Source organism: Anaeropeptidivorans aminofermentans (assembly GCF_940670685.1).
Taxonomy (GTDB): Bacteria; Bacillota; Clostridia; order Lachnospirales; family UBA5962; genus Anaeropeptidivorans; species Anaeropeptidivorans aminofermentans.
In genome coordinates, this window is the sequence record NZ_OW711693.1 from 1,728,880 (window position 1) to 1,754,256 (window position 25,377).

General features: G+C 36.5%; 26 protein-coding genes and 1 other RNA gene. 18 read left to right on the forward strand and 9 right to left on the reverse strand.

From position 1 onward, the window contains the following. Positions 1-191: 191 nt before the first annotated feature. Positions 192-656: a CYTH domain-containing protein gene (locus NBX03_RS07135; protein ID WP_250230063.1), complete on the reverse strand. Its 465-nt coding sequence runs from the start codon at positions 654-656 to the stop codon at positions 192-194. A 217-nt stretch (positions 657-873) separates the two neighbouring features. Here NBX03_RS07135 and NBX03_RS07140 point away from each other — a divergent pair, with 217 nt between their 5' ends. From NBX03_RS07140 to tnpA (NBX03_RS07210), 15 genes are all read left to right on the forward strand, one after another. Continuing rightward, the gene (locus NBX03_RS07140) at positions 874-1,374 is read left to right on the forward strand and encodes a hypothetical protein (RefSeq protein WP_250230064.1); all 501 of its coding nucleotides are present in this window, start codon (positions 874-876) and stop codon (positions 1,372-1,374) included. A gap of 65 nt (positions 1,375-1,439) precedes the next feature. After that, complete coding sequence (locus NBX03_RS07145) at positions 1,440-1,868, forward strand: M23 family metallopeptidase (RefSeq protein ID WP_323373266.1); 429 nt, start codon at positions 1,440-1,442, stop codon at positions 1,866-1,868. A 478-nt stretch (positions 1,869-2,346) separates the two neighbouring features. Continuing rightward, positions 2,347-3,219, forward strand: coding sequence for a mechanosensitive ion channel family protein (locus tag NBX03_RS07150; RefSeq protein ID WP_250230065.1), 873 nt, complete (start codon positions 2,347-2,349; stop codon positions 3,217-3,219). Beyond that, positions 3,219-5,057, forward strand: a complete 1,839-nt coding sequence (locus tag NBX03_RS07155; RefSeq protein ID WP_250230066.1) for a TIGR03960 family B12-binding radical SAM protein — start codon at positions 3,219-3,221, stop codon at positions 5,055-5,057. Before NBX03_RS07150 ends, NBX03_RS07155 begins: the two co-directional genes overlap by 1 nt. Then, a complete protein-coding gene (locus tag NBX03_RS07160) occupies positions 5,050-5,733 on the forward strand; it encodes a TIGR03936 family radical SAM-associated protein (protein WP_250230067.1) in 684 nt (227 codons plus the stop codon). Before NBX03_RS07155 ends, NBX03_RS07160 begins: the two co-directional genes overlap by 8 nt. Before the next feature lie 24 nt (positions 5,734-5,757). Beyond that, a complete protein-coding gene (locus tag NBX03_RS07165) occupies positions 5,758-7,188 on the forward strand; it encodes an Rne/Rng family ribonuclease (protein WP_250230068.1) in 1,431 nt (476 codons plus the stop codon). A gap of 4 nt (positions 7,189-7,192) precedes the next feature. Continuing rightward, positions 7,193-7,756: a DJ-1 family glyoxalase III gene (locus NBX03_RS07170; RefSeq protein WP_250230069.1), complete on the forward strand. Its 564-nt coding sequence runs from the start codon at positions 7,193-7,195 to the stop codon at positions 7,754-7,756. A 278-nt stretch (positions 7,757-8,034) separates the two neighbouring features. Beyond that, positions 8,035-8,298, forward strand: coding sequence for a YlmC/YmxH family sporulation protein (locus NBX03_RS07175; RefSeq protein WP_323373267.1), 264 nt, complete (start codon positions 8,035-8,037; stop codon positions 8,296-8,298). A 65-nt stretch (positions 8,299-8,363) separates the two neighbouring features. Beyond that, positions 8,364-8,825 (forward strand): transcriptional regulator NrdR, encoded by a 462-nt coding sequence (gene nrdR / locus NBX03_RS07180; protein WP_250230070.1) that lies wholly within the window; start codon positions 8,364-8,366, stop codon positions 8,823-8,825. A gap of 426 nt (positions 8,826-9,251) precedes the next feature. Beyond that, the gene (gene pyrB, locus NBX03_RS07185; protein ID WP_250230071.1) at positions 9,252-10,160 is read left to right on the forward strand and encodes an aspartate carbamoyltransferase; all 909 of its coding nucleotides are present in this window, start codon (positions 9,252-9,254) and stop codon (positions 10,158-10,160) included. A gap of 2 nt (positions 10,161-10,162) precedes the next feature. Beyond that, positions 10,163-10,582, forward strand: coding sequence for an aspartate carbamoyltransferase regulatory subunit (locus tag NBX03_RS07190; protein ID WP_250230072.1), 420 nt, complete (start codon positions 10,163-10,165; stop codon positions 10,580-10,582). Between the two features lie 421 nt (positions 10,583-11,003). Further along, the gene (locus tag NBX03_RS07195) at positions 11,004-11,456 is read left to right on the forward strand and encodes a GNAT family N-acetyltransferase (RefSeq protein WP_250230073.1); all 453 of its coding nucleotides are present in this window, start codon (positions 11,004-11,006) and stop codon (positions 11,454-11,456) included. A 147-nt stretch (positions 11,457-11,603) separates the two neighbouring features. Continuing rightward, a complete protein-coding gene (locus tag NBX03_RS07200) occupies positions 11,604-12,191 on the forward strand; it encodes a CDP-alcohol phosphatidyltransferase family protein (RefSeq protein WP_250230074.1) in 588 nt (195 codons plus the stop codon). Between the two features lie 181 nt (positions 12,192-12,372). Continuing rightward, entirely contained in the window at positions 12,373-12,879 is a 507-nt protein-coding gene (locus NBX03_RS07205; RefSeq protein WP_250230075.1) for a hypothetical protein, read from the forward strand. A 590-nt stretch (positions 12,880-13,469) separates the two neighbouring features. Next, on the forward strand, positions 13,470-13,925 hold the full coding sequence (gene tnpA / locus NBX03_RS07210) for an IS200/IS605 family transposase (protein WP_250228828.1): 456 nt from the start codon (positions 13,470-13,472) through the stop codon (positions 13,923-13,925). 216 nt (positions 13,926-14,141) lie between these two features. On the opposite strand, the gene NBX03_RS07215 is transcribed toward tnpA (NBX03_RS07210), so the two are convergent. Further along, the gene (locus NBX03_RS07215) at positions 14,142-15,038 is read right to left on the reverse strand and encodes a hypothetical protein (RefSeq protein WP_250230076.1); all 897 of its coding nucleotides are present in this window, start codon (positions 15,036-15,038) and stop codon (positions 14,142-14,144) included. Positions 15,039-15,890: 852 nt separating this feature from the next. On the opposite strand from NBX03_RS07215, the gene ssrA reads away from it, so the two are divergent. Then, positions 15,891-16,239, forward strand: a transfer-messenger RNA (tmRNA) gene (gene ssrA / locus NBX03_RS07220). Between the two features lie 879 nt (positions 16,240-17,118). Here the strand turns inward: ssrA and NBX03_RS07225 are convergent. Both NBX03_RS07225 and NBX03_RS15865 read right to left on the reverse strand, forming a co-directional pair. Next, positions 17,119-18,624, reverse strand: coding sequence for a catalase (locus NBX03_RS07225; protein ID WP_250230077.1), 1,506 nt, complete (start codon positions 18,622-18,624; stop codon positions 17,119-17,121). A gap of 279 nt (positions 18,625-18,903) precedes the next feature. After that, on the reverse strand, positions 18,904-19,038 hold the full coding sequence (locus tag NBX03_RS15865; protein ID WP_267134876.1) for a hypothetical protein: 135 nt from the start codon (positions 19,036-19,038) through the stop codon (positions 18,904-18,906). 376 nt (positions 19,039-19,414) lie between these two features. Here NBX03_RS15865 and NBX03_RS07230 point away from each other — a divergent pair, with 376 nt between their 5' ends. Continuing rightward, positions 19,415-19,858, forward strand: a complete 444-nt coding sequence (locus NBX03_RS07230; RefSeq protein ID WP_250230078.1) for an Hsp20/alpha crystallin family protein — start codon at positions 19,415-19,417, stop codon at positions 19,856-19,858. A 170-nt stretch (positions 19,859-20,028) separates the two neighbouring features. After that, positions 20,029-20,508, forward strand: a complete 480-nt coding sequence (gene tnpA, locus NBX03_RS07235) for an IS200/IS605 family transposase (protein WP_250230079.1) — start codon at positions 20,029-20,031, stop codon at positions 20,506-20,508. 132 nt (positions 20,509-20,640) lie between these two features. Here tnpA (NBX03_RS07235) and tnpA (NBX03_RS07240) read toward each other — a convergent pair whose 3' ends face one another. The 5 genes from tnpA (NBX03_RS07240) to NBX03_RS07260 all read right to left on the reverse strand — a co-directional run bounded on the left by tnpA (NBX03_RS07240) (position 20,641) and on the right by NBX03_RS07260 (position 25,276). Further along, a complete protein-coding gene (gene tnpA / locus NBX03_RS07240) occupies positions 20,641-21,096 on the reverse strand; it encodes an IS200/IS605 family transposase (RefSeq protein ID WP_250227317.1) in 456 nt (151 codons plus the stop codon). Between the two features lie 894 nt (positions 21,097-21,990). Further along, positions 21,991-22,326: a CGGC domain-containing protein gene (locus NBX03_RS07245; RefSeq protein WP_250230080.1), complete on the reverse strand. Its 336-nt coding sequence runs from the start codon at positions 22,324-22,326 to the stop codon at positions 21,991-21,993. 19 nt (positions 22,327-22,345) lie between these two features. Further along, entirely contained in the window at positions 22,346-23,116 is a 771-nt protein-coding gene (locus tag NBX03_RS07250) for an ABC transporter ATP-binding protein (RefSeq protein WP_250230081.1), read from the reverse strand. Further along, entirely contained in the window at positions 23,116-24,228 is a 1,113-nt protein-coding gene (locus NBX03_RS07255; protein ID WP_330638510.1) for a FecCD family ABC transporter permease, read from the reverse strand. The genes NBX03_RS07250 and NBX03_RS07255 overlap by 1 nt, the downstream gene beginning before the upstream one ends. Then, positions 24,221-25,276 carry an ABC transporter substrate-binding protein gene (locus tag NBX03_RS07260; protein ID WP_250230082.1) on the reverse strand — a complete coding sequence of 352 codons (1,056 nt, stop codon included), beginning with the start codon at positions 25,274-25,276 and terminating at the stop codon, positions 24,221-24,223. Before NBX03_RS07260 ends, NBX03_RS07255 begins: the two co-directional genes overlap by 8 nt. Between the last annotated feature and the right edge of the window lie 101 nt (positions 25,277-25,377).

Genomic DNA, 25,377 nt, shown 5'->3' on the forward strand with positions numbered 1-25,377 from the left:
CAAAATATGGTAATAATTACCATTTATGTTGATTATAATATAATGCCAAACATTATGCAATAGTGTTTTATCCCTACAAATAAACAGTATTCGACAAATGAACAAATGTCAATAGTACAAATGGTATAAAATATTGTAAAACAATTAGAATTTACTGAACTTTAAATAAAATTAGAAAAATAAGGCATCTTTTATATTTTTATATCATTAAGTCTGTTTCTGGCAATGTTTCCATTTTTATATCTATGGTCGAAAGTGACTTCCTCTGCGAACCATTCAGGCGGAATAAACGCCTCTGAAGCTTCTACGGATTCAAATTCCACCTCTACGGTTCTAAGGGGTTCCAGGTCGTTTTTATACACATCTAGTTCCGCTGTAAGCCCGTTTTCTAAGGGAATGAGATATCTTATTTTTTCAACGGGATAGGATTCTATTTTTTTCCAAAGATTTTCAAAGGATTCATGGCTTATGGGAAGCTCAAATTCTTCTCTTTCTAAAAGACCTGAAGATTTCACTGTGAGAAAATATGAATCATTTTGCTTTCTTAAGCGTATTGTAGGGGAAAAAGAGATATATCCCTGAATGATATCAAGTGCTTTAAAGCCTTGAAGATCAGGAGCCGAACTTTTAATTAGGTATTTCCTTTCTATTTCCATAATTCACCTCATAAAATTTTTTGAGTATATTTTACAAATTTGTCAATAATTTATTATAGGACCTTTTTGTTCTGAAAAGCAAGAAGGCCTCATATAAATATTCTATGAACAGGAAACAAGCTTCCTGTAGGAGCTTTAAATTATTATTTTATAGTATCCAAATTAATTATTTTTATATTAAAAATTTGATTATAATGCCTTTAAGGGGTGGAATAAAATGGATAGAAAACCGGTACGAAGAAAGCCAAGGCCAACCACAGCTAAAAAAAGGAAAAAAACAAATAGATATGCAGCAGCCAGAGGATATTCTTTAAGTGAGGCTATTATTATTCAAAGCATGATTTGCGGAGTAATACTGCTGTTTTTTCTTATACTCAATTTATTTAATATGCCTTTTACCAATAATATAAAAAACGGAGTTAAAACAGCCATAAAAAGTAATATTTCAGAAGACGGCCTAGAGGAATCAAAAGGCATGCTGGCTACGGCAGGAGGGGGTATTACAAGCTATATAAAGAATATTTTCGGAATAGAAGAAAAAAATAAAAATAATGATAAAGATCATACTACAGAAAATGTTTTTTTGAATACAGGTACGCCTTCCGACAGTAATCTGAGAATAGACGAGGATATATTAAAGCAGATGAGCACAGAGGAAAATGCTTTATTACCGGAGGCAGTTGATACGCAAAAAAAATCCACGGTTCCATTGAATTAAAGCAGCGTGCCAATGGAACCTATATAAAAGATATTTATCTGGATAGCTATACTCAAACCGAGGACATGTATAAATGGATTAACCCTTTGACTGGCATTATAACATCGGGCTTCGGGGAGAGAATCAATCCTGTGTTAAATAAAAAAGAGCTGCACAACGGAATAGACATTGCCGCAGATGAGGGGACAGGCGTTCTTGCCGTTCAAAACGGAACGGTTACAAGAATTTACAGGTCTTCCACCTATGGAAACGCAATGGAATATAAAACAGACAACGGATACGATGTAATGTATGCCCATTTAAAGAAAGTTCTTGTAAAAGAAGGAGACAGAGTAGAAAAGGGCCAGATCGTTGCCCTTTCAGGAAAAACAGGCCTTGTTACAGGCCCCCATCTTCACTATACGCTTATAAAGGACGGAAAGCTGATTGATCCTATTACCTTTGTAGAGCTTCCCTATACTGCTGATGTCAAAGCAAACCTTACGAAGAAATAATTTGAATACCCATAAAATTTTTCAAAGCCGCATAAACGGCTTTTTTTATTTTAGGCTTATTAAAAGGTCAAGGTTATAATTAATAAATAGGAGAATTTAAGAGTTTTTAGTTTTTTTAAAGAAATAGGGAAGGTTTGAAAGTGAAGAGACAATATGCTATAATTATAAAAATTCTCAAAGAAGAATTTCCATGGATTTATATTGGTTAATTGAAAAAAGACACAAATTATAGATTCTATAGTCAATTTGCTTTTATACCTTGTAAATTTTAGCTTTAGAGGATATAAAACAAAAAGCAATAAGAATTTTTACCCGCAAAATACTTTAAGATTAGAATGCCGTAAACGGCATTTTAATCCAGTCCGGATTTTTTTCTGTTTCATTTGACAATGCTGAATTCAAGTAGAAATTCTTTTTCAAATAAGCCTTTCTATGCTTCATAAATCTTTTCAGGCTTTTTAATATAAAGGAGATTCCGATGAGTTACTATTTTTCCACTTTTGCAATTGCAGAAAAGCTTGGCTTAAAGGGCTTTTTATTTGATTATGAAAAGCTTGAAGTAGTGCTTTTTAAGCTGCTTTATGTTGTATTAAGCATAATCATCGCTGTTATTTGCATAGGCCTTTCTAAAAGTCTTGTAAAAAAGCTTATAAAGCCTGTAAAGCTCAGAGACGGTACAATTATTTCTGAAAAAAGGGCCAATACCCTCCAGTCTGTTTTAGAAAGCTTTTTTAAATATATTATATATTTTATAGCTGCCTATATGATTCTTTCAGAGATAAGCAATTCAAGGATAAACTCTGTTTTTAACGCTATTGCCGCCGCTGCGGGGGTTGCTGTGGGTCTTGGTGCCCAAAACCTTATAAAAGACGTTATAGCAGGCCTTTTCATTATATTTGAAGGCCAGCTTTCTCTTGGGGATATGGTTGAAATTGAGTCGAAAATGGGTATTGTTGAGTCTATAGGGCTTAGAAATATAAGAATTAAGGCTTTTACGGGAGAAATCCATATGATACCGAACGGCTCTATTGGTATCGTTACCAACTGGCAAAAAACTACCGCTGTAAGCTTTATAAAAATATATGTTCCTTATGATGAAAATATAGGGAAGGTTTTCGACGCAATCAATATAGAGCTTGATATGATAGGCGATAACGGCATAGACGGCCTTGTTTCAAGGCCGAATCTTCTTGGCATCGGAGATTTATCCGAAACTAATGTACAGATTAGTATCAGTGCCGAATCAGCTACTGCTAAGCGCTTTTCCGTTGAAAGAGAAATAAGGCTTAGGATTAAAAAGCGCTTCGAAGAGGAAAATATAAAAGTGCCTTATAAATTTGGAGGAAAATAATGACAATACCTGAAGAAATACTGCTGCGGGTTACGAAGCCTGCACGATATATAGGCGGAGAAATCAATATGGTAAAGAAGAACCCTGAAAATGTGGATATTCGCTTTGCTTTTTGTTTCCCCGATGTATATGAAATTGGCATGAGCCATCTTGGTTTAGAAATTCTCTATTATTTTTTTAACAGACGTGAAGACACATACTGTGAAAGGGTTTTTGCCCCATGGACAGATATGGAAGAAATTATGCGTGAAGAGAAAATACCTCTTTTTACCCTTGAAAGCTTCGACCCTTTAAATAAATTTGATTTTATAGGCTTTACGTTGCAGTATGAAATGAGCTATACAAATTTAATTAATATGCTTGATTTGGCTGGAATCCCCATTCTCTCAAAAGACAGGAAAGGCAAGGATTATCCCATCATATGCGCCGGAGGACCCTGCGCCTATAATCCGGAGCCCCTTGCGGATATCGTAGATTTTTTCTATATCGGTGAAGGGGAAGCAGGCCTTGACAAGGTTCTTGATTTATACAAGAAAAACAAGAAAAATAACGGCGGAAGGGAAAAATTTCTCGAAAGCATTTTGGACTGCGGCGGTATCTATGTGCCTGAATTTTATGATGTGGAATATGATGAAACGGGAGAAATAAAATCCTTTAAGCCTAATCATGAAAAAGCCCCTGAAAAAATAATGAAACTAATCGTAAAGGATATGGATAATGTTTTTTATCCTGAACGGCAGCTTGTTCCTCTTATAGAAACAGTACACAGCAGAGCCGCCCTTGAAATATTCAGAGGCTGTATCAGAGGGTGCAGATTCTGTCAGGCCGGGTTCGTATACAGGCCCGTAAGAGAAAAATCCTGGGACAAGCTTATGGAAAAAGCCAACACCCTCATAGAAAATACAGGCCATGAGGAAATTTCTCTGATTTCTTTAAGTACAAGCGACTATACAGGTTTTGCCCCTCTTGCCACAGGGCTTATTAATGAATTTACAGACAAGAAGGTGAATATTTCTTTGCCTTCCTTGAGAATAGATGCTTTTAATCTTGACATTATGAATAAGGTTCAGGAAGTAAGAAAATCAAGCCTTACATTTGCCCCAGAAGCAGGTACCCAAAGACTTCGAGACATCATCAACAAAGGTCTTACGGAAGAAGAAATCCTGGAAGGGGCAAAGCTTGCCTTTGAAGGCGGCTGGAACAGGGTTAAGCTTTATTTTATGATGGGGCTCCCCGGTGAAACTTATAATGATATTGAAGGCATTGCAAAGCTTGCGGAAAGCATTGCGGATAAATATTATGAAATGCCAAAGGAAAACAGAAGCCAGCCTGTAAGCCTTGTTTTAAGCACGGCTTGTTTTGTTCCGAAGCCTTTTACGCCCTTTCAATGGGAAGGGCAGAACACCTATCAAGAGTTTATGGAGAAACAGCGTTTTCTTAAAAGTAAAATTTCCAGAAAGCAAATCAGATATAATTACCATGACGCTTATTTAAGCGTATTGGAAGGCGTTATTGCCAGAGGTGACAGAAGGGTTTCAAAGCTTATTATAAGGGCTTGGGAGCTTGGTGCGAGGTTCGACGGCTGGACGGATTTATTTAAGCCTGAACTGTGGGAGCAGGCTTTTAAGGATACGGGAATTTCCATAGATTTTTATTCTACAAGGCAGAGAAGCACAGACGAGATTCTTCCATGGGATCATTTAGACATCGGCGTATCCAAGGCCTTTTTCAAAAGAGAGCTTGAAAACAGCAGGAATGAAAAAGTAACATTAAATTGCAGGGCCGATTGCAGCGGCTGCGGAGCGGCATTATTCGGCGGAGGTGTCTGCTATGAATAATGAAAATATAAAGTACAGGCTTAAATTTGAGAAAATAATGCGTCTTAAATTTATAGGTCATCTTGATTTGCTGGATATATTTCAAAGGACTATCAATAGAGCAGGGCTTCCCATAGCTTATTCTCAAGGGTTTAATCCTCATCAGCTAATGTCCTTTGCCCTTCCCTTAACCTTAGGCTTTGAAGGAAGGGGAGAATATATTGATATTGAACTTACAGAAGAAAGAGATACGTCCATCATAAAAGAAAGCCTTAATAAATCCTTCCCGGAAGGCCTTTTAATAATTTCTGCAAGAAAGCTTGAAAAAGGTGAAAAATCCGGTGCCTCTCTTACAGAAGGCGCATTATATGATGTTATTGTGCCGGAGGATTTTAAAATTACGCAAAAGGATATTGACGGCTTTTTAAACCTTAAAGAAATAAAAATCATGAAAAAAGGCAAAAAAAAGACCGTGGAAGAAGATATACGCCCTGACATTTATGAAATTAAATTCTTTGACGAAGAAAGGCAAAGGATTCAAATGCTCATAAGCCAAGGCTCCATGAGGAATGTAAAGCCTGAGGCTGTTATGACGGAAATATGCAAATTTGTGGGCAGAGAATTTATCTTCCATAAATACAAATTTATAAGGCTTGAGCTTCTGAAAAGAACGGATTCGGGCTTTGCAGCCCTGTAGGAAATAAAATTTGCGGAGATTTATATGAAAAAAATTATAGTTGATGTTTCCATAAGCGGTATTAAATCAGCTCTTTTACAAGATAAAGAGCTGATAGAGCTGATGGTTGACAGTTATGAAAATTCTTCTCTTGTAGGCAATATTTATTCCGGCAAGGTAGAAAGAATCATACCGAATCAATTTGCCTTTATCAATATCGGTGATGAAAAAAACTGCTTTTTACAGCTGGAAGACCATAAACAGCGGCTTGTGGATAAAAAGCTTAAAATGGGGGAGAACCTTACTGTTCAGGTGCTTAAGGATAAGCATGAGGAAAAAGGCGCTTTTGTTACTACGGAAATTTCCCTTCCCGGGCGATACGCCGTTTTGCTTAAAGGCGATGACAATGAACAGAGCATCGGTATCTCTCAGAAAATCGGCGATGAAAATTTACGCCGGGAGCTTAAAAAATATATTGGAACAATCCTTCCTAAAGGGTATAATATAATTATACGGACGGAAGCGGCAGAAGCTTCCTTTGAAGATATAAAAACGGAAATAGAAGAGCTTTATGAAAAGCTCCGTAATATACTGAATTTAGGGGAATTTTCAAAGCCGCCGGCGGCCCTTTACATTGAGAGCAAGCTGGAAGGCATTATAAAGCCTCTTTTGTCTTCGGATATAGAAGAGATAATAGTAAATTCAGAGAAGCATATGGAGGATATTTCCCGCATATGCCGTGACTTTTTATGTGAAAATGCGCCTTCGGTGACCCTTTATGAAGGGGAGCTTGATATTTTATCCCATTTTGGAATCGATACCCAAATAGAAAAGGCGCTTCACGAAAGGGTATGGCTTAAGTCCGGCGGTTTTCTTATTATTGAGGAGACAAAAGCCTGTACGGTTATAGACGTTAACACGGGAAAATTCATTAACAAAAAGAACAGGGAAAAGCTGATTCTTCAGAATAATTTTGAGGCGGCAAAGGAAATAGCAAAACAGCTCCGCCTTAGAAATATTTCCGGCATGATTATTGTCGATTTTGTGGATTTGTATCATTCTGAGGACAGGGAAAGACTTTTGGCCTATTTTTCTTCTGAGCTTAAAAAGGACAGGCTTTCCGCTCATATCGTGGATTACAGCAGGCTTAATATCGTTCAGCTTACAAGAAAAAAGACTCATGCAAGCCTTAAAGATAAGCTTACGGATAAATGCCCCCTTTGTGACGGAACGGGGCATATATTAAAAACCGATTATATAGCCGAGTCTATTTATAAAAAGGTAAAACGCATTCTTGTGCAGACAAGCTTTAATTATATAAAAATAAGCTCCAATAAAAAAATTATTCATTATATTGAAAAGATGAAAGTAATCAATGCTCTTGAAAAGGAATACAACGCTAAAATAGAGCTTGAAGTGATTAACACAGGCCGTTTTGATTATTTTGAATTGGAAAAGCAGACAAAGGGGGAATAATTGTATGGAAGAAAAGAAAGCTTATATTTTTCTTGCAGATGGATTTGAGGAAATAGAGGCGCTTTCCGTTGTGGATATTCTAAGGAGAGGCGGCGTAAAGGTAACTACTATTTCCCTTAACACATCGGATATGGTAAAAGGCGCCCACGATATCATCGTTAAAGCAGACGCTACCTTTAATCATCTTAAAGAAGATTCCGACGTGCATATGATCATTTTCCCGGGAGGACCTGGGGTTGAAAATTTTCATGCCAATCCTTCTTTAATTAAGTTTACAAAAAAGTGCTATGCTGATAAAATATTGATCGGCGCAATTTGTGCGGCCCCTACCTTTATTGCTTCATTGGGTATTCTTGACGGCTGCAAGGCAGTATGTTACCCGGGCATGGAGCATCTTATGAATAATGTTACTATAGGCGATGAAAACGTAGTAGAATGCAGAAATATCATAACTTCTAAATGCCCTGCCACGGCGCCTTATTTTGCACTAAAGCTTCTTGAAAGACTTAGAGGAAAAGAAGTTTCCGACAAGGTAAAAGACCAGATGCATTTTGAGCTTTTATCATAACATAAGCTTAACCATAAAATGATTTTATGAAAAATATCATACAATAATTTTAAAGAATATTGTAGATTTTAGTCATTTTGACGAGGTTTATTTACATTAAAATGCAAGATTTGAAAAGTTCATTTGGTACTTTGCAAATCTTTCTGCAGAATCTCACCAAAATTATATTTTAGCTGCAGGGCAAACGTATTTATGCGTTTATTCTGCCTTCAACGGACAAATTCTATAAAAAGCCCTTAAAACATATACTATAGAAAGATATGTCTTAAGGTGATAATATGTCAGTTGTGCGTACTTGTGATATGAAACAAAAGGAAGTAATCAATGTCTGCGACGGAAGCCGTCTCGGATATATTTGCGATATGGAAATAGATACGAAAAGCGGCAAAGTTGTGTCCATTATAATTCCAGGACCGGGCCGTGTATTTTGCATGTTCGGAAGCGACAAGGAATATAAAATAAAATGGAGTGACATTTTACAGATAGGAGAAGACCTTATTCTTGTAGACGTCGACCCTAAGGAAGCCCTTGTGGACTGCTGATGCAGATTATAACTATACTTATTTAAAACGATTTACTGCATAAAAACTTACAGGCAGGTGATAAAATGAAATGTCCCTTTTGCGGCTCTATAGACTCGAAGGTTGTGGACTCCAGAGCCATGGAAGACGGCAAGGCCATAAGAAGAAGAAGGCAGTGTGAAAGCTGCGGCGAGAGGTTTACGACCTATGAAAGAATTGATATTATCCCTGTTGCTGTCATCAAAAGAAACGGAGAAAGAGAATCCTTTGATAGAAGTAAGCTTTTAAACGGTATCATAAAATCCTGCAATAAACGCCCAATTTCCATGGAGGAAATGGAAAAGATAGCCGATTATGTAGAGGGCTCCGTTCTTAATTCTTTAAATAAGGAGATCGAGAGCAACAAAATCGGCGAAATGGTGATGGACAAGCTTAAAGAGGTGGACGAGGTTGCATATGTCCGCTTTGCTTCTGTATATAAGAAATTTAAGGATATTGATACCTTTATGGAGGAGCTTTCAAAGCTCTTAAGAGAAAAAAATAATTAATTTAACGTGAATTCGACGAAGCCTTCCCCCTTGGTTTACCAAGGGAAAGCCCAGAGGACTTTTCACGTTATGAATATGTAATTAACAAACTTGAAAGGAAGTTTGTGATTATAAGAAAACGTTCACCTGAAAATGCTTTTACAGTTTTACTGTAAGCATTTTCAGGTTTCCTAAGTATAAATTCGCAGTGTTTTTCTGGAAATTTATACGAATGTAGTAAATTTAAAGTTAGTTTAAAGTTAGAGAGTAACAAAACCGTATATTCGTGAGGATTCAAAAATGTACTGTTTCCGAAGGAAATTCGTGTTTTTGAATCCGTAGTGAATAGGTTTTTGTTACTTCTTTATAAGAAATTTACTATAGTATCATAAATTTGATGGAATTTTCATTCTGTCGAACTCACATTAATTTAAAAGGTGGTTTTTTATGAAGCATTTAGTAGACATTAAGCAGCTTAGTAAAGAGGAAATAAAAGAGCTTATTTCCGTTTCCCAAAGCATAATAAAAAAACCTGAAAATTATTATGAAAAATGCAAGCATAAAAAACTTGCTACATTGTTTTACGAGCCAAGTACGAGAACGAGATTAAGCTTTGAAGCGGCAATGCTTGAGCTTGGCGGCTCCATTATAGGATTTTCTACGGCAGATTCAAGCTCGGCGACAAAAGGGGAGTCTGTTGCAGATACCATACGGATGGTCAGTGGCTATGCAGACATCTGTGCTATTCGCCATCCTAAAGAAGGATCGGCTCTTGTTGCATCCCAATTCTCAAAAATTCCTGTTATCAATGCGGGAGACGGCGGTCACCAGCACCCGACTCAAACCCTTACGGATCTTTTTACTATTCATACTTATAAAAATTCTCTTGAAAACTTAACCGTCGGTCTTTGCGGAGACCTTAAATTTGGAAGAACGGTCCATTCTCTGATTGAGTCCATGTGCGGCTATAAAAATAACCGTTTTATCCTTGTTTCTCCGGAGGAGCTTAAAATTCCAGATTATTTAAGAGAAATTCTCGTAAAAAACAATGTAGATTTTATTGAAACCACCGATTTTGAAAAAAGTATTTCGCAAATGGATATTATATATATGACAAGAGTGCAGAGAGAAAGATTCTTTAACGAAGAAGACTATATACGCCTTAAAGACAGATATATCCTCGATAAAGAAAAGCTTAGTTTAGCAAAAAAAGACTTATCCATACTGCACCCCTTGCCAAGGGTAAATGAAATATCTGTAGATGTGGATAATGATGCAAGAGCACTGTATTTTGAGCAGGCAAGGCTCGGAAAATATATCAGAATGGCTCTCATAATGAAGCTTTTGGAGGTATAAATATGATAAGCGTAGACTCAATTTCAAAAGGACTTGTAATAGACCATATAAAAGCAGGCAAAAGCATGGATATATACCGCTATCTTAACCTTGAAGAGCTTGACTGTGCTGTTGCCATCATTAGAAATGTAAAAAGCACTAAATACGGCAAAAAGGATATTATTAAAATCGAAGGAATCATCGATATTAATTTTGATGTTCTCGGGTACATAGACCCTAATATAACAGTAAATACAATAGAAAATGAAAGCATTTCAAAAAAGGTGTCATTAAAGCTTCCCGAAAAAATCACCAACGTTATAAAATGTAAAAATCCCAGATGCATCACCTCCACAGAGCCTTCTATCGATCAAGTTTTTTACCTTTCCAATGAAGAGCAAAAAATATACAGATGTATGTACTGCCAGGCGGAAGATGACTAAAATCATTTATAGTAAAATAGTTTAATTACAGTAATAAAAATGATATATTTTGAATGGCTTAATATAAGCGTTTCTATTATATTAAGCCGTTTATGAAAAATAGGTTTTTGTTCCTACCTTAAAAGCTATTTTACTGTATTAATATTAAAGTGAATATAACTTAAAGATAGGAAGCAGGCACCTGCTTCCTATCTTTCTTATAGGGAAAGGTATAAACTTAGAGAATAGGCCTGATGCAGTTTGAATATGCCTGATAATTTAGAAAGTGACAGTTTGAACTGGGAAATGCCCTATGCTTATTAAACTTGAAACAGTTTTTATTTTTAAGTTTAATCTATTATAAATTTCGTTTATTAAGGTTCTCAAACCCTATTATTTTTGAAAAACTTTATAAGCCAGCCTATAACAGGAGGTAGACTCTATGATAATATTAAAAGAAATTACAAGAGATAATTTTGACGAGGTTATAAATCTTTCGGTTTCAGACCAACAAAAAAACTATATTGCCAGCAATATGTATTCTTTGGCTCAGGCAAAAGCGCAGCCGGAATGTGTTCCGCTGGCTATTTATAATGACAGTAATTTAGTAGGCTTTTTGATGTACTGCATGGATTTTGACGATAAAGAATATTGGATATACCGCGTAATGATCGATAAAAAGCATCAAAAGATGGGCTATGGCCGTAAAGCTATGGAATGCCTATTGGAAACATTAATGAAAGATACAGCCCATGATAAAGTTTATATAAGCTTTGAACCGGAAAATTTAGTAGCAAAGAAATTATATGATGAACTTGGATTTGTTGCCGACGGCAGAATTGTTGAGGGTGAAATTGTGTACTGTTTACAGTACAGAAATGCAAATATAGAATAAAAATTTGAAAGGCATCTCAATAAGATTGCATCGATACGTATTATAAAGACTTTAAAATTGGGTGAGAGCTGATAGATAAGAAAGATAGTATTATCTTTGTAACAGCAAAAATTGAAACAAAATTATATAGTCCAACAGAGTAATCCATTGGAATTTATCGAACCCCATAATTTATTGAAAGGGGAGTTTCACATAAAACAGATACCCAATAGTATTTCTTTTATCCGAATATTACTTTCCATTGCTTTAATATTTCTGTTTCGTCACACAGGTTTATTCATAGCAGGATATTTTCTCTGCGGTATTAGTGACATTGCAGACGGATATTTAGCCCGCCGTTATAAATGGGAGACAAGATTTGGCGAGCAGCTGGATAGCTTAAGCGATACCACCTTCTACGGTGCCGTTTTATATCTGTTAGTAAATTACACCGACCTGATTAAGATACAATGGGCAATCATCGGGATAGCTGTTGTTATGATTTTAAGAGTAATCAATATTATAATTACAAAAGTAAAATTTAAAACATGGGGAATGATGCATACTTGGGGGAACAAGGCTGCCGGCATTCTTTTATATTTATATATACTGTTTGCTCTTATCTGCAATAGGATTTTATTGATTCCCGGATTTATATTCTGTTTTATCGCTTTTGCCTCCGCTTTGGAAGAAATGATTATTCTTTTGACATCTAATCATTATAATGCGAATGAAAAGAGCCTTTTTATAAAATAAAACAATGAATGTAATTTGTATTGAGATAGAAAAACTGCTTTATTGTGCAGTATGGTGCCCCTTTTGTTTTCGTAAATAATATTTGTGTTACAGTGTTTAAAAAGTTAAGGAGTATAAGACCCGAAAGCGTGGTATGTTTCTTATTAAAAATGAAAGCCTGTATGCTGAAAGGAGGTATTTGGTGATTCATTTTTCTTATCTTCACAAATACGAATTTAAGAAATATTCAAAGAAGCTTTTTGCTATACTTACCGATAATATGGCTCAAATTGCTCCAACCGGCGATACAAAAGAGGATGCTTATAAAACATGGTATAAGGCCGTCAAGGAAGGTTTACAAAAGACGGAACGGCAGATTATTCTTATAACTGCAAACGGTATTGAGAATATTATTGGTTTTTTTCAATATTACACGAATAAGGATACATTTATGATGGAAGAGATACAAATCATTGCCAATTACCAAGGTACAAATAATATTTTTAGAAGCTTATATCAATTTGTTCTTTCCAATCTCCACCCCAATATAATTTTTGTTGAAGCATATGCTAATAAGCATAATCATAAATCAAATGGAATACTTACTAAAATGGGATTATCAATTATTGGTACAAATAAAGACGATAGTTGCTTTCATTATAGAGGAAATTATCACGATTTATTGAATTGGTATCATCATATGAAATAAGCACTTTATCCGTATTGCGTTTATATTTCAGATGACAAGATTAACGCTGCTGCGTCTATGGGTTTGAATAAGAATCATTGACATTAACAAAGTATAATTTATAAGTGGGGACTGTTGCAAAATCCAGCGTCTATTATTTCAATATATAGTAAATTTCACACAAGAGTGTAATAAAAATCCGTTTTTCGTAAACGGCTTAAACATATAAAACCCCTATGTTTAAGCCATTCAAAACATACGATTTTTATTACTGTTTAATTTGAAATTTACTATAATCGAAATAATAGGGAAATACGCAGTATTCCGAAATTAATACCTAGAAGTAATCATTTAAAGCGAATTTCTCATAAAGAAGGAGTGAAAACCGATTTATTAAAGAATAAAATTTAGAATGAAAAGAGGATGTTGCAAAGTTCATTTTGCAACACCCTCTTTTATATTATGGGTCGTGACCCAGTTGAGCACGCAAAGCGTGCGAAATAATAACCACCCGCTATGCGGGTGCGCGGTGTTTGTTATACAAAAAAATCACCTTTCCGTTATAATAAGGTTGTTCAAGCCAGATTATAACGAAAGGAAAGGTGATTTTCATGGCCAACAAGGCAAATAGTTTAGCCCACACCAAGTGGATGTGTAAGTACCACATAGTGTTCACTCCTAAGTATAGGAGAAAAATTATTTATAATCAATACAAAGAAAGTGTCAGAGATATTTTAAAACAACTTTGCAGATACAAAGGAGTAGAGATTATCGAAGGGCATCTCATGCGCGACCATGTACACATGCTGGTCAGCATACCACCGAAGCTGAGTGTTTCTCAGTTTATGGGATATTTAAAAGGGAAAAGTGCACTCATAATTTTTGACCAGCACGCAAACTTAAAGTATAAGTTCGGGAATAGACACTTTTGGGCAGAAGGTTATTACGTGAGCACAGTAGGACTGAATGAGGCAACCATAAAGAAATACATTCAGGAACAAGAAAACTATGATATAGCGATGGATAAACTGAGTGTGAAAGAGTATGAGGACCCCTTCAAGGGGTAGCCAGTATTACGGACACCCTTTTAGGGGTGGCGACGAGTCAAGGGCAATAAAGGCTTGAACGAAAGTGAAAGCCAGCGTCTTTAGGCGCTGGCCGGTAACAGCCCCTTATAGGGGCGAGCAAACCACCCGTTTGACGGGTGGTCATGATTAATGCTTCTTTAAAGCAGGCAAGAATAATATTTAAATCTTTATTGTCATGCAGGCTTTCAAGCGATATTACCTGTCGTCACAGCCGCAGCCGCAGTCGCAGTCGCCGTTATTATTGTTGTTTCTTCCTGAAGGAATATTGGAGCTTATTCCTGCGAAGAATTCCGGTTTCTGGGGAGGTGCAAATATGTCCATGGGGAAGTCGAGGTTATCAAAGTAGGAGCATGGGTCTAAAGGCATAACTTCTGCACATTCATCCGGAATTGTGAAGCCTGTTGATTGAACAGCGAGGTCAACGATTCTGAATAATTTTACTATGGTAAAAAGTCCGAGGGTTACTTCTACTGCAACGGGAATTCCGGTCATTAAGCCGTTACCCGGAGGATTGCAGTCATAGATAAGAGAAGCTGTAAGACCTATAACTTTTCCTTCAGCAAGAACGAATGGGTCGCCTTCAAATGAGCCGTTGCTGTTGATTAAATCTGTCACAAGGAAAAGGTCGCAGCCTTCAGAACCAAATAAGGAAACCTTGCTGTTGTAGATGCTTGTTGCTTCTACACAAAGAATAACGTCTCCATTTGCATTTCTGAAAATAAGTTTATAGCATATAATATAGCGAAGATCGATATCCCAATATCCTTTTCTGAAGCAGTTTTCAGATTTTCCTACGATTATGATTCTTACTATTTCAGGGCATTCTAATGATACGGAAGCTGCCTGAACAGGGGGTACTATAACTTCTCCTTCGTTTATTAATCGACCGTCTATGGTCACGGGGCATGCGGCTCTAGCTGGACCTATAACTGAATAGTCAAGACAATCTTGGCTTCTGCAGCTGTCATATATTTTAAAGGCGATGATGTCTTCTTCCTTTAAAGCTGGCGGCTGAGGCTGAGGGCATGGGCGTGATGTTCCCATAGTCTGATTCTGAGAGTTTGAAAAATCATTAAGTTCAAATGCTGCCATATATATTCCTCCTAAAAATATACTGCGTAAATTTTTATTAAAGCAAATCTTTTACGAAAACTCTTGCTATATTATAACAACTTGGTTACGGCTGATTCCTTGTGTTTACCGCATTCTTGACTTGCTATAATATATATTATGTACAAGAATACTTTTGGTGATTGTTACCGGTAAAATTTTGAATTTTTTTAGAAAAGCCTTTAGAAATCTTATATCAGAGTCTGAGTAATTCATCGGCTTTAGTAAATGGAGGCCATATTTTATAACGATTCACTACTTATATGAATATGTAGCATTTGATATAACAATTACTTAAAACAAAAAATTTAAGCTTGTTTTTATAAATATATGAGATATAATAAAATATTGTTCTGCATAATTGCATTAAAAGTAATATTTTAAGAAAAGGATGCTTTAGGGCAAATTTTATACAAAGCATAATATTTACCCCTATAAACATTTGTTTAATGAATCCTCTTTAGGATTTAATTTTAAGAAAAAAAACATGATTGTTCCGTATAACAGGATTAAAAGAAATGTTTTAAGAAAAGAATAATTGCAAAAGAGAGTTTAATTTAAAATTAACATTTCTGTAGAGATTTGCAGAGTAATTTGCATCTCTATGATTATTTTAAATAAGAAATAAAAATATAATTGTTCTGGAAAGTTGTAGTAAAATCAATGTTTTAAGGCTGGAATGATGATAAAGTTAACTTTATCATCATTCCAATATTTCCATAAACATTTATGAAACAAACTTACATCTCCAAGCTTTATTGAAAAGGAAAAATATAATAGTTGAAAAAGCATTGAGGTTTAGTGTATAATAATGCTCTAAGATTATCGTTATACGGGGATGTACTGGTTTCGACGGGGATTTTGAAAGCAAGAATAGCCATCCGCAGAGGCAGCTGCGTAAAAATGCCAACCTTTAAAAATTAATCGACAACGATAATTTAGTTTTAGCCGCCGCGTAAGGTGGCTCGTCAGCCTTAGGTCTCCTGTTGCTTAAGGGTCTGGCGCCGACAGACAGGGAACTTTTTTATGTAAGCTTTGCCATAAAAAAAGAAACCATGAAGCTACCGGATTGCGGATTTGTTAGTTTTGGCCGCATGAAGGGAAACCTATAAACTAACTGTGATGGGAGAAGTTTTTGCCGACAGGTTTTCGGACAGGGGTTCGATTCCCCTCATCTCCATTTGTTTTATCCGCGTCCATAAGGATAGATAAGTTTTATTGATGACAATTGGATAAATTTATTAAATAGCCATCAAGATAAGTCCTGAATAAGGGCTTTTTTTGATGGCTATTTAATAAATTTATTTGCACTCTTAATTATTAGATGAACTATTAAAAACCAAATCAACTAATTGGTATGTAATTAAAAAAAGCTTAATATTGAATCTGCATATAGTATAATAACATTAATGATTTACTATATACTGCATATTGGAAGGGGGTATGGCTATAGAAAAAATTATGTGTGAAAAAGACAATGTGCAATTTTATAATGATAAAGCTAATATTAATACCTTAGCATAAGGAACTATATTATTTATGTTTGAGTATTGTAATAAATAAAAATGGCTATGATTCATAAGGAGGAGAGACAGTGTATTCTGTATTCTGCCTTCAATAAATACGTTTTTAATTGTAAAGGAAATATGTGAGCATTTCGGTTTTAAAGGAATTGATTCAACAGGAATACCGGCTACATTTACTGATTACTATAGTAATACACACAATATATATGGGAGCGTGTTGGGTAGGTAAAAGTCAATTAGTGTAAATGTTCGTGCTATGCAACTGAATGGCGGCAGTTGGGAAATCGTTCTTAATTTAGTGTAGAATAACAGTTGTTCGAGAACGGTGTAGTTATATTGAAGTTTGGCAGGCATGAAATAAATATCAATGGGGATAATCTTATATTTGATAATGGTGCTTGTTTTCAGATTATTACCCGAGAAGCTGGAAATGGATGGAATTTATCTTTTTCCATAATATCAAAAATATGTTTAAAAGCAGAAAATGGAATGATTTCATTCCATTTTCTGCGGAAAATATTGATACTGAAGAATTTCTACCTACCTGCAGTACCGGCATACAAAAGCATTTGATTTTTGACCATCTTTGCAAGTGCAGGCGAAACTTGCTCTAAATGCCACAAGACTGTGTGCTGTGTATCAGATTGGGCGTCAACAAGTCCTGATGCAATGTTATTTGCAAGGTTCTTTTTTTCTGCGACAGAAAAAGATTCATACTTTTGCGTTGCTTGTGTAAAATCGTCAGGATTCGGGATTTCAGAACGCATAATTTCACCGGCCACATATCTGCCGTTGCCGCTGGATACCATACATGCAGGGGACCAGTTTAGCTGTTTATTAGCGGGGATATTGCGAAAATCAGGACCCAGTCTGTGACGTTGTGCATCTGAATAAATAAAGGTACGTCCCTGCAGCACCTTATCATCTGAAAATTCAAGACCGGGTAGTAAATTCGCCGGATTAAAGGCCAATTTTTCTACCTGCTCGGCATAATTTTCCGGATTGCGATTTAAAACCATCCTCCCGACGGGTAAAAGAGGATATTGTGCTTCATCCCATACCTTAGTATCATCCAAGGGATCAAAAGGAAGCTGCTCTGCATCTTCGGGTTTCATCAGCTGTACACGCAGCTCGTATTCCACAGCCTTTCCTTTAGCTATACTGTCAAACAGGTCACGCCCGGCGATATCAGGATCTCGGCATGCCAGCCATTGAGCCTCTTGTTGATTAATGTATTCTACCCCTGCCAGGGGGAACCAGTGGTATTTCACATAGTGGCGAATACCCTGTGCATTTTGCCATACATAGGTACTTACGCTATACCCTTTGATATGGCGAAGACTTTTTACCGTTCCCATATCTGAGAAAAACCATATGAGCATATTTGTTGCCTCAGGATACTCGGCGAACAAACTCCAAAGCCTCTCTGGGTCTGAAAGATTATTCACTGGTGAAGGCGAAAGATGGCTGATTATATCCGGTACGCGAATGGCATCCCGCACAAAAAAGACAGGAAGATGATTACAAAGCAAATCAAAAATTCCTTCGTTGGTATAGAATCTGGTGCTGAATCCCCGTACATTTCTGGAAGTGTCTGGCGTCCCCTGATTACTTGCAGCAAGAGAGAAGCGCACTGCTACTGGTACCTGTCGATCAGGCGTTTGCAAAAATTCCGCTTTGGTATATTCTTTCATTGAATGTGTGAGGTAAAAATATCCGAAAGCACCATATCCTTTTGTATGGATACGTCTTGGTAGCGTGGTGGAGAATACGAAGGTTTCTAAGGTTTCATGCAGTTCAGTATCTTGTATAAGTACAGGACCTCGTACCCCCACAGTCTGGGAATGAGATTTATCTGAATCCTTTGTTTTTGAGAGTGTTACTTTTGAGTCGGTGGATAGGGAAGTCATCGCTTTACTGTTCTTATAAGCATCTGAAAAAGGTGCTAGAGGCTGATTGCGATTCATCTGTTCATTTAGCCTGCCTGCCATACCTCGGGTATTTTCTTTTTCTGCTTGAACCCGTCTGTTATTGTTTTGCATTTAAATCCCCCCAATCGTGTCAGAATCACGCGATAATATAATACCAGTGTATTCATCATATATAAAATAGTACCATTGTATCCATGGGTTTTGATTATCCATAAACCAGCATAAGCGAAATATTAGTATAGAGATTCTTTCACTATTGTATATCAATTTGATTGAAGGAGGGGAGTGCTGGAATATGAATTTAGATAGTAATTTTTGCAGAAAAAATAAGAAGGGCAAAGATAATTGATTCTTAAAAATAAAACAGACGGGGTTTATGCCCCGTCCTGCTTACTGTTTTAAATTTTTAGATTTAGATTTTAATTCAGAGTTGCGGCCTTCATTAGCAAATGAATCGTTTGCGAGCTGAGATTCTAATTTTTCTATTTCTTTATCTTTATTATCAGGCTTATTGTTTTTAGGCATTTATGTTCCTCCTTATGATTTTAATCTTAGTATATACATAAAAGCAGGCATTATACTTAACTCGCAAAGGACAGCAGAAAAGAAAACACAAATAAAGAGAACTAGAGATGACTGCAAGAAAATGCCGGCAGTAAAATTTACATTAAGAAAGCAAATATAGGGCAAGGCATTAAAACCTCTTTAAGATTTGTAGTGGACATGCCTGGAGATAGCCTTTTAACTGTTTTTTATTTGTAGAAGAAGAAAAACAGCTTATTTAATTTTTTGTAAAAAAACTGTGAACTCTATTTACAGTGCGAAAATTATATGGTATAAAATAATTATCAGCACTCATTATTAGTGAGTGCTAAAAAATATAATTAAAGGAGTTGTTATTATGGCAGGACTTATTCCATTCAACAAAAGAAGAAATGCGCTTAGCGCAGGCTTTGATGATTTCTATAATGCCCTTGACGACTTTTTTAGTGATAATTGGTTTTCAAACAGAAGTCTTATGAGGGATACTTTTAAAATTGATGTCAAGGAAACAGAGCAGGATTACATTATAGAAGCAGAAGTGCCGGGTGCAAGAAAAGAACAAATTGATTTAAGTCTTAACGAAGGATATTTGACGATATCTATTAAGAAAGAGGAAATCAACAACGAGGAAAACCAAAACTATATTCATAGAGAAAGACGTTTAAGCTCTATGAGCAGAAGCATCCGCTTAGCGGATGCAAAGCCAGACGGTGTTAAAGCTAAACTGGAAAACGGCTTATTGATGATTAAGGTTGAAAAAGAAGCAAAACCTAATAACGCTTATAAGATTGACATAGAATAATAAAATTAAAACCGATGCCATGGAGCATCGGTTTTTAATTGTATCTCATACAATAAACCACCTGCTATGCAGGTGGAGGGAAAATGCTTTAGCTTCAAGAAAAATACCCCCTGTGATAAAATAAAGTGGGTTTGCCAACCACAATTATTAGATCATAGGAGGTGTGTCCGATGGACAAAAATAGTTTATCACATACAACCTGGGAATGTAAATATCATCTGGTATTTGCTCCAAAGTATCGAAGACAAATAATTTATGGAAGATTAAAGGCGGATATAGGAAAGATACTTAGAGAATTATGTGAAAGAAAAGGTATAGAAATAATAGAAGCAGAATGTTGTAGTGACCATATACACATGTTAGTCAGAATACCACCTAAATATAGTGTATCAGAGATAATGGGATATTTGAAAGGAAAGAGTTCTTTAATAATATTCGATAGACATGCAAATTTAAAATATAAATATGGGAATAGACATTTCTGGTGTAGAGGATATTATGTTGATACAGTAGGTAAAAATGCGAAAAAAATAGAAGAATACATTAGAAATCAAATACAAGAAGATAAAGTAGCAGATCAAATTTCATTGTTAGAATATATTGACCCGTTTACGGGGGAGCCAGTGAAAGGAAATCATGACCACCCTTAAAAGGGTGGTTTGAGCTAGGCCTGTAAGGCCTTGTTACCGGCCAGCATCTCAAGATGCTGGCTTTCACTTAAGTTCAAGCCCCTATGCCCTTGCCTCTTTTGCTTAGCCCTTAAGGGCTATTTGTATTACCAGCTAACCCCTAAAGGGGTCTTCATATTCTTTGACACTCAGCTTATCTAGAGCAATGTCATGTTGCTCTTGTTCTCTGATGTATTTCTGGATGGTAGCTTCGTTCAGTCCTACCGTACTGACATAATAGCCAACTGACCAAAAATGCCGATTCCCAAACTTGTACTTCAAATTTGCATGTCGATCGAAAATCATCAGGGCACTTTTCCCTTTTAGATATCCCATAAAACTTGAAATGCTGATCTTTGGTGGAATGCTCACTAACATATGCACATGATCTGGCATCAGGTGACCTTCGATCAGTTCTACGCCTTTGTAGCCGCATAACTCTCGAAGAATTTTCCCAATCGACTCTCGATATTGATTGAAGATGATTTTACGTCTATACTTTGGAGTGAACACAATGTGATATTTGCACATCCACTTTGTGTGGGACAAACTATTATGTTGGTTTGCCATTGAAACACCTTTCCTTTCTGCATAGTGGCTTGAACACTCACTATTCTATTGGAAAGGTGTTTCTTGTGGTAGAACCTTTTGGTCCTCTACCCGCATAGCGGGTAGTTTTTTGTTTCGCACGCTATGCGAGCTCAACTGGCTTAAGCCATAAAATAAAAAATAAACCGCTTTAGCGGTTATTGGGAAGTAAATGCGGTTGGCAAACCGCTTCGATGCGTCCTCAGACGCATGCCAGTAAGAGCCCCTTATAGGGCAGAGCAAACTACCGGCTAAGCCGGTAGTTATGATTTGTCTCTTTAGAGCAAAAAAACACTGGTTTTGTTAGTGGAATAAAACGCTTCTAGCGCAAAGCGAATGATAAATAAATTATTAAATCAAAGCTTTAATTTAAGAGAACTTACCGCTTTAGCAGTTGTAGGGCAAGTAATGAGACTGCAAAATATTCAATGTGCCTTGAGAGGCCGCCAGTAATAAGTCCTTCTAGGGGCTAGTCAAAACCATGCATTTAACGGGTGGGTTTAAGCCAGTTGAGAATGCAGAGCATTCGAAACATAAAACAACTCGCTATGAGGGTGGGGAATTTGCCAGAAAATACGCATTGTCTTTTAAGTATACTATTACCAGCGGCTATTATATATAAGCTGTTCGCATGCGGTATTAAAACTAAAGGGTGAAGGCGCTGGGATTAATGCTTAGAGAACTATGTGCTTATATTATTAATTTTAGATAAAAATATTTATCTTCTTCCAATATGATTTTTCTTGCCTTTGGAATATTCTTTAGGGTCGGAAGCTCTTTTAAAAGCTGTGATTTTGTATTTACTGTTACCTGATAAAACGTGGATATTGTATTTGCAAAAAAATTATCTTATAAAATTTAAACAAACATTAATCCCTAATGGGTGCCTTGTATGATTTTTACTCCGGATTTTTCAAGGCGTTCACTTATTTTCTTTATGACCTCGCATTCCTTGCCCTTGGGAAAGGTACAAACCCCTTTATGAACAGCGTCAAGATTCATGCTGATGATTCTGTCTAGCTTTTTATTAAAAGTTTCATCGTTTTCATAATCACAATCGCATCCGTTGCAGTGGAAAAATGCACAGAGCTCTACATCTTCATTTTTATATATTTCAAAAGTTTTATCTCTGTTGTTAAAAGCTCTAAAGCAGCCGCCGCTGCTGCAAACAGCTGTGGAATTTAAGCATGTGAGCATCGCTATTCTTTTCATTATGTTTCCCCCTTACAGTTTAAGCCATAGATGGGCTAAATAAAATATGAATAACGCCTGTTTCGTTATCTTCGATAATTTTCGTATCCACTTCGTAAATTTCTTTTAACAGGCTGGTGGTAAGTATTTTTTTTGGTGCTCCATGAGCCATAATGGAGCCGTTTTTAATTACGTATAATTCATCGCAGTACATTGCCGCTATATTTAAGTCGTGTAAAGCGGCAACAACAGTAATATCTAATTTTTTTACAATATTCAGTATTTGAAGCTGATATTTAATATCCAAATGGTTTGTCGGTTCATCGAGGATCAAGCATTCCGTCTGCTGGGCAAGGGCACGGGCTAAAATAATCCGCTGCTGCTCCCCGCCTGATAAAGTAGAAAAGGATCTTGAAGCAAAGTCTTCCATTTCAACTTTTTTCAAGGCTTCGTATACGATTTTATAATCCTCGGCAGCATCCCGTTCCATTTGTTTTTTATGGGGCGCTCTGCCCATCAGCACAACGTCTTGCACAGAAAAGTCAAAATTATAATAATTGTGCTGAGAAACTACAGCCATTTTTCTTGCGGATTCCTTAACGGTAAATTTATTTAGTTCCGTATCGTTAAGATAAATAATACCCCCGGAAGGTTTTAAAATCCTGTAAATACATTTAAGAAAGGTGGATTTTCCGCTGCCGTTAGGGCCGATGATGCCGATGAATTTCTTTTCTTTAATATCTATCGTAACAGATTTTACAATTTCTTTTCCCCCGAGGATTGCAGAAGTTTCAACGCATTTAATTTTCATCAGCTTCCGCCTCCAAAGCCGTAGGATTTTTTAACAAGCAGATAAATAAAGCAGGGGGCCCCAATCATTGAAATTAAAATACCAATGGGAAGCTCTGTGTTCGGTATTAATATTCTTGAAAAGACATCTGCCCAAATCAAAAGGATTGCCCCTGTAAGCGCTGATATGGGTATAATTTTTTTATGGTCGGTCCCGAAAAAGATTCTTACGATATGGGGTATAATCAAGCCTACAAAGCCAATCATTCCGGCAGAATATACGATAAAACCAATCATAATAGAGGTTATTAATAGGTAAAATATACGGTATTTATGTAAATCCGTTCCCAGAGTGATGGAGACCTCATCTCCAAGAAGCATCATATTTAAATTTCTATATTGAGTAATAAAGAATATTATCCCCATTAGAATCACACTAAAGACTACTGCATTGGAATACCATTTAGCCCCTGCCAAGCTTCCCATAAGCCAAAATGTTATGGTTTGCATGCCTTCTTTATCATTGGCAAAATAGACGATGAAGCTGGAAAAGGAAGAGCAGACAGAGCTTATGGCCGTACCTGCCAATAAAAGCTTAACAGAATTCGCTCTTGAGCCGATATTGGCTATGGTTACAACAAGGATAGAGGCAAAAAATGCACCGACAGAAGCCGTTACTCCTATAAAATTAACCCCGAAAAATGCCCCTATGCCAAGCATAATAGCCATAGTTGCTCCTAAAGAAGCTCCTGAGGATATGCCGAGAATATAGGGGTCTGCCAAAGGATTTTTCACGATTGCCTGCATAACAATTCCGCATACGGAAAGACCTCCCCCTACCGCTACAGCCAAAAATAGGCGGGGAAGCCTTATAAGCCAAACGACATCGTGTACAGGACCTTTGGCATATGCCGAGAGACTTTCAAAATGAAAAAGTTTATATAAAATAACACTGTACACGTCTTGTACTGATATTTTAACAGAGCCGAAAGTTACTGCAAATAAAATAGAAATGATAACTCCTGCTGTCAGCAGGAAAGTAACAGCCACATAGAATGGCGTTACTTTCTTTCCCTGCATCAGCATAATAATATCTTCCGTATTTTTAAAATTGCTTTTTTCTTTTTTATTCATATAATTCAGGGTATATTCCTTTTGCAAACTTTGTTATGCCGTCGATGGTTCTTACGCCGCTGCAATACATTTCGCCTAACTGTATGGTATGTACTTCCTTATTTATAACGGCATTAATGCTTGCGAGGGCAGGGTCTTCCAATACAAGGTTGGCGCTGTAAGTAGACATATCCTCATTTTCTCTATCCATATAAACTACGAATATGACATCGGGATTAATATTAATAATGTCCTCCGTTCCAACAGTACCGCCTTCTACAGTAATCAGGTCTGCACCAAGCTGTTTTACCATATCGCCGCCGAGAGAATTGTCACCGTATACTCTTGTATCAGATAAAAACTCTATAATCATTACTGTACGTTTAGTTTCAGCCTTAGAAGCATGTTCAACGACCTTACTTACTTCATCTTTTATTTCGTTTACGATAGCTTCCGCTTTATCTGTTACATCAAAAATTTCACCAAGGTCTAAAATATCTTTATATTCATTCTCCAAGGTTCTTTCAGGAACGGCACCGCTGTTAAGAGAAATATAGGTATTGATGCCGTTATCATGCCAATAGTCAACTTCACCAAGGCGTTTTTCACCGAAAAAAGAATACCAGCTTAATATAAAATCAGGCTGCATCATCGTTACGGTTTCTCTGTCGGGAGCAAATTCAGTAAGATAGTTAACCTTTGAAAAGGCTTCTTCATACTCGGGTTTTACGGCATGGTCTAAGCCTGAGCAGGCAAGAATCCTATCTTCAAGACCTAATGCAAGCAAAGTTTCAATGGAGTTTTGATATACTGCCAATACTTTTTCAGGCGCCTTTTCAAAGGTCTGGGTAATTTCTTCTTTCGCGTAGTTATAGTTTGTTATGGTTACAGGGTAGTGGCTTTCCTTTTGCGTATTGTCGCTTTTTTCAGTGTTTGCAGGTGCAGCTTCCGGTGAAGGGCTTTCACTTGGCGTTACAACTGCATTTTCCTTCGGTGATTCAGATGATTTGCATCCTGCCATTCCAAAAGCCATCATGGCAGAAAGGATTAATAAAATACATTTTTTCATGATTAAATCCTCCTAATAGTATAAAAGCATAAAAAAACCGCCTTTCATAAGAAAGGGCGGTAAAAGCATGGTAATACAAAGATTTGTAAAAATCTAAAAGA

Excerpts from the sequence above, each read along its gene's own strand:
- NBX03_RS07135 (WP_250230063.1), bottom strand. The coding sequence starts at position 656 with ATGGAAATAGAAAGGAAATACCTAATTAAAAGTTCGGCTCCTGATCTT.
- NBX03_RS07140 (WP_250230064.1), top strand. The coding sequence starts at position 874 with ATGGATAGAAAACCGGTACGAAGAAAGCCAAGGCCAACCACAGCTAAA.
- NBX03_RS07145 (WP_323373266.1), top strand. The coding sequence starts at position 1,440 with ATGTATAAATGGATTAACCCTTTGACTGGCATTATAACATCGGGCTTC.
- NBX03_RS07150 (WP_250230065.1), top strand. The coding sequence starts at position 2,347 with ATGAGTTACTATTTTTCCACTTTTGCAATTGCAGAAAAGCTTGGCTTA.
- NBX03_RS07155 (WP_250230066.1), top strand. The coding sequence starts at position 3,219 with ATGACAATACCTGAAGAAATACTGCTGCGGGTTACGAAGCCTGCACGA.
- NBX03_RS07160 (WP_250230067.1), top strand. The coding sequence starts at position 5,050 with ATGAATAATGAAAATATAAAGTACAGGCTTAAATTTGAGAAAATAATG.
- NBX03_RS07165 (WP_250230068.1), top strand. The coding sequence starts at position 5,758 with ATGAAAAAAATTATAGTTGATGTTTCCATAAGCGGTATTAAATCAGCT.
- NBX03_RS07170 (WP_250230069.1), top strand. The coding sequence starts at position 7,193 with ATGGAAGAAAAGAAAGCTTATATTTTTCTTGCAGATGGATTTGAGGAA.
- NBX03_RS07175 (WP_323373267.1), top strand. The coding sequence starts at position 8,035 with ATGTCAGTTGTGCGTACTTGTGATATGAAACAAAAGGAAGTAATCAAT.
- nrdR (WP_250230070.1), top strand. The coding sequence starts at position 8,364 with ATGAAATGTCCCTTTTGCGGCTCTATAGACTCGAAGGTTGTGGACTCC.
- pyrB (WP_250230071.1), top strand. The coding sequence starts at position 9,252 with ATGAAGCATTTAGTAGACATTAAGCAGCTTAGTAAAGAGGAAATAAAA.
- NBX03_RS07190 (WP_250230072.1), top strand. The coding sequence starts at position 10,163 with ATGATAAGCGTAGACTCAATTTCAAAAGGACTTGTAATAGACCATATA.
- NBX03_RS07195 (WP_250230073.1), top strand. The coding sequence starts at position 11,004 with ATGATAATATTAAAAGAAATTACAAGAGATAATTTTGACGAGGTTATA.
- tnpA (WP_250228828.1), top strand. The coding sequence starts at position 13,470 with ATGGCCAACAAGGCAAATAGTTTAGCCCACACCAAGTGGATGTGTAAG.
- NBX03_RS07215 (WP_250230076.1), bottom strand. The coding sequence starts at position 15,038 with ATGGCAGCATTTGAACTTAATGATTTTTCAAACTCTCAGAATCAGACT.
- NBX03_RS07225 (WP_250230077.1), bottom strand. The coding sequence starts at position 18,624 with ATGCAAAACAATAACAGACGGGTTCAAGCAGAAAAAGAAAATACCCGA.
- NBX03_RS15865 (WP_267134876.1), bottom strand. The coding sequence starts at position 19,038 with ATGCCTAAAAACAATAAGCCTGATAATAAAGATAAAGAAATAGAAAAA.
- NBX03_RS07230 (WP_250230078.1), top strand. The coding sequence starts at position 19,415 with ATGGCAGGACTTATTCCATTCAACAAAAGAAGAAATGCGCTTAGCGCA.
- tnpA (WP_250230079.1), top strand. The coding sequence starts at position 20,029 with ATGGACAAAAATAGTTTATCACATACAACCTGGGAATGTAAATATCAT.
- tnpA (WP_250227317.1), bottom strand. The coding sequence starts at position 21,096 with ATGGCAAACCAACATAATAGTTTGTCCCACACAAAGTGGATGTGCAAA.
- NBX03_RS07245 (WP_250230080.1), bottom strand. The coding sequence starts at position 22,326 with ATGAAAAGAATAGCGATGCTCACATGCTTAAATTCCACAGCTGTTTGC.
- NBX03_RS07250 (WP_250230081.1), bottom strand. The coding sequence starts at position 23,116 with ATGAAAATTAAATGCGTTGAAACTTCTGCAATCCTCGGGGGAAAAGAA.
- NBX03_RS07255 (WP_330638510.1), bottom strand. The coding sequence starts at position 24,228 with ATGAATAAAAAAGAAAAAAGCAATTTTAAAAATACGGAAGATATTATT.
- NBX03_RS07260 (WP_250230082.1), bottom strand. The coding sequence starts at position 25,276 with ATGAAAAAATGTATTTTATTAATCCTTTCTGCCATGATGGCTTTTGGA.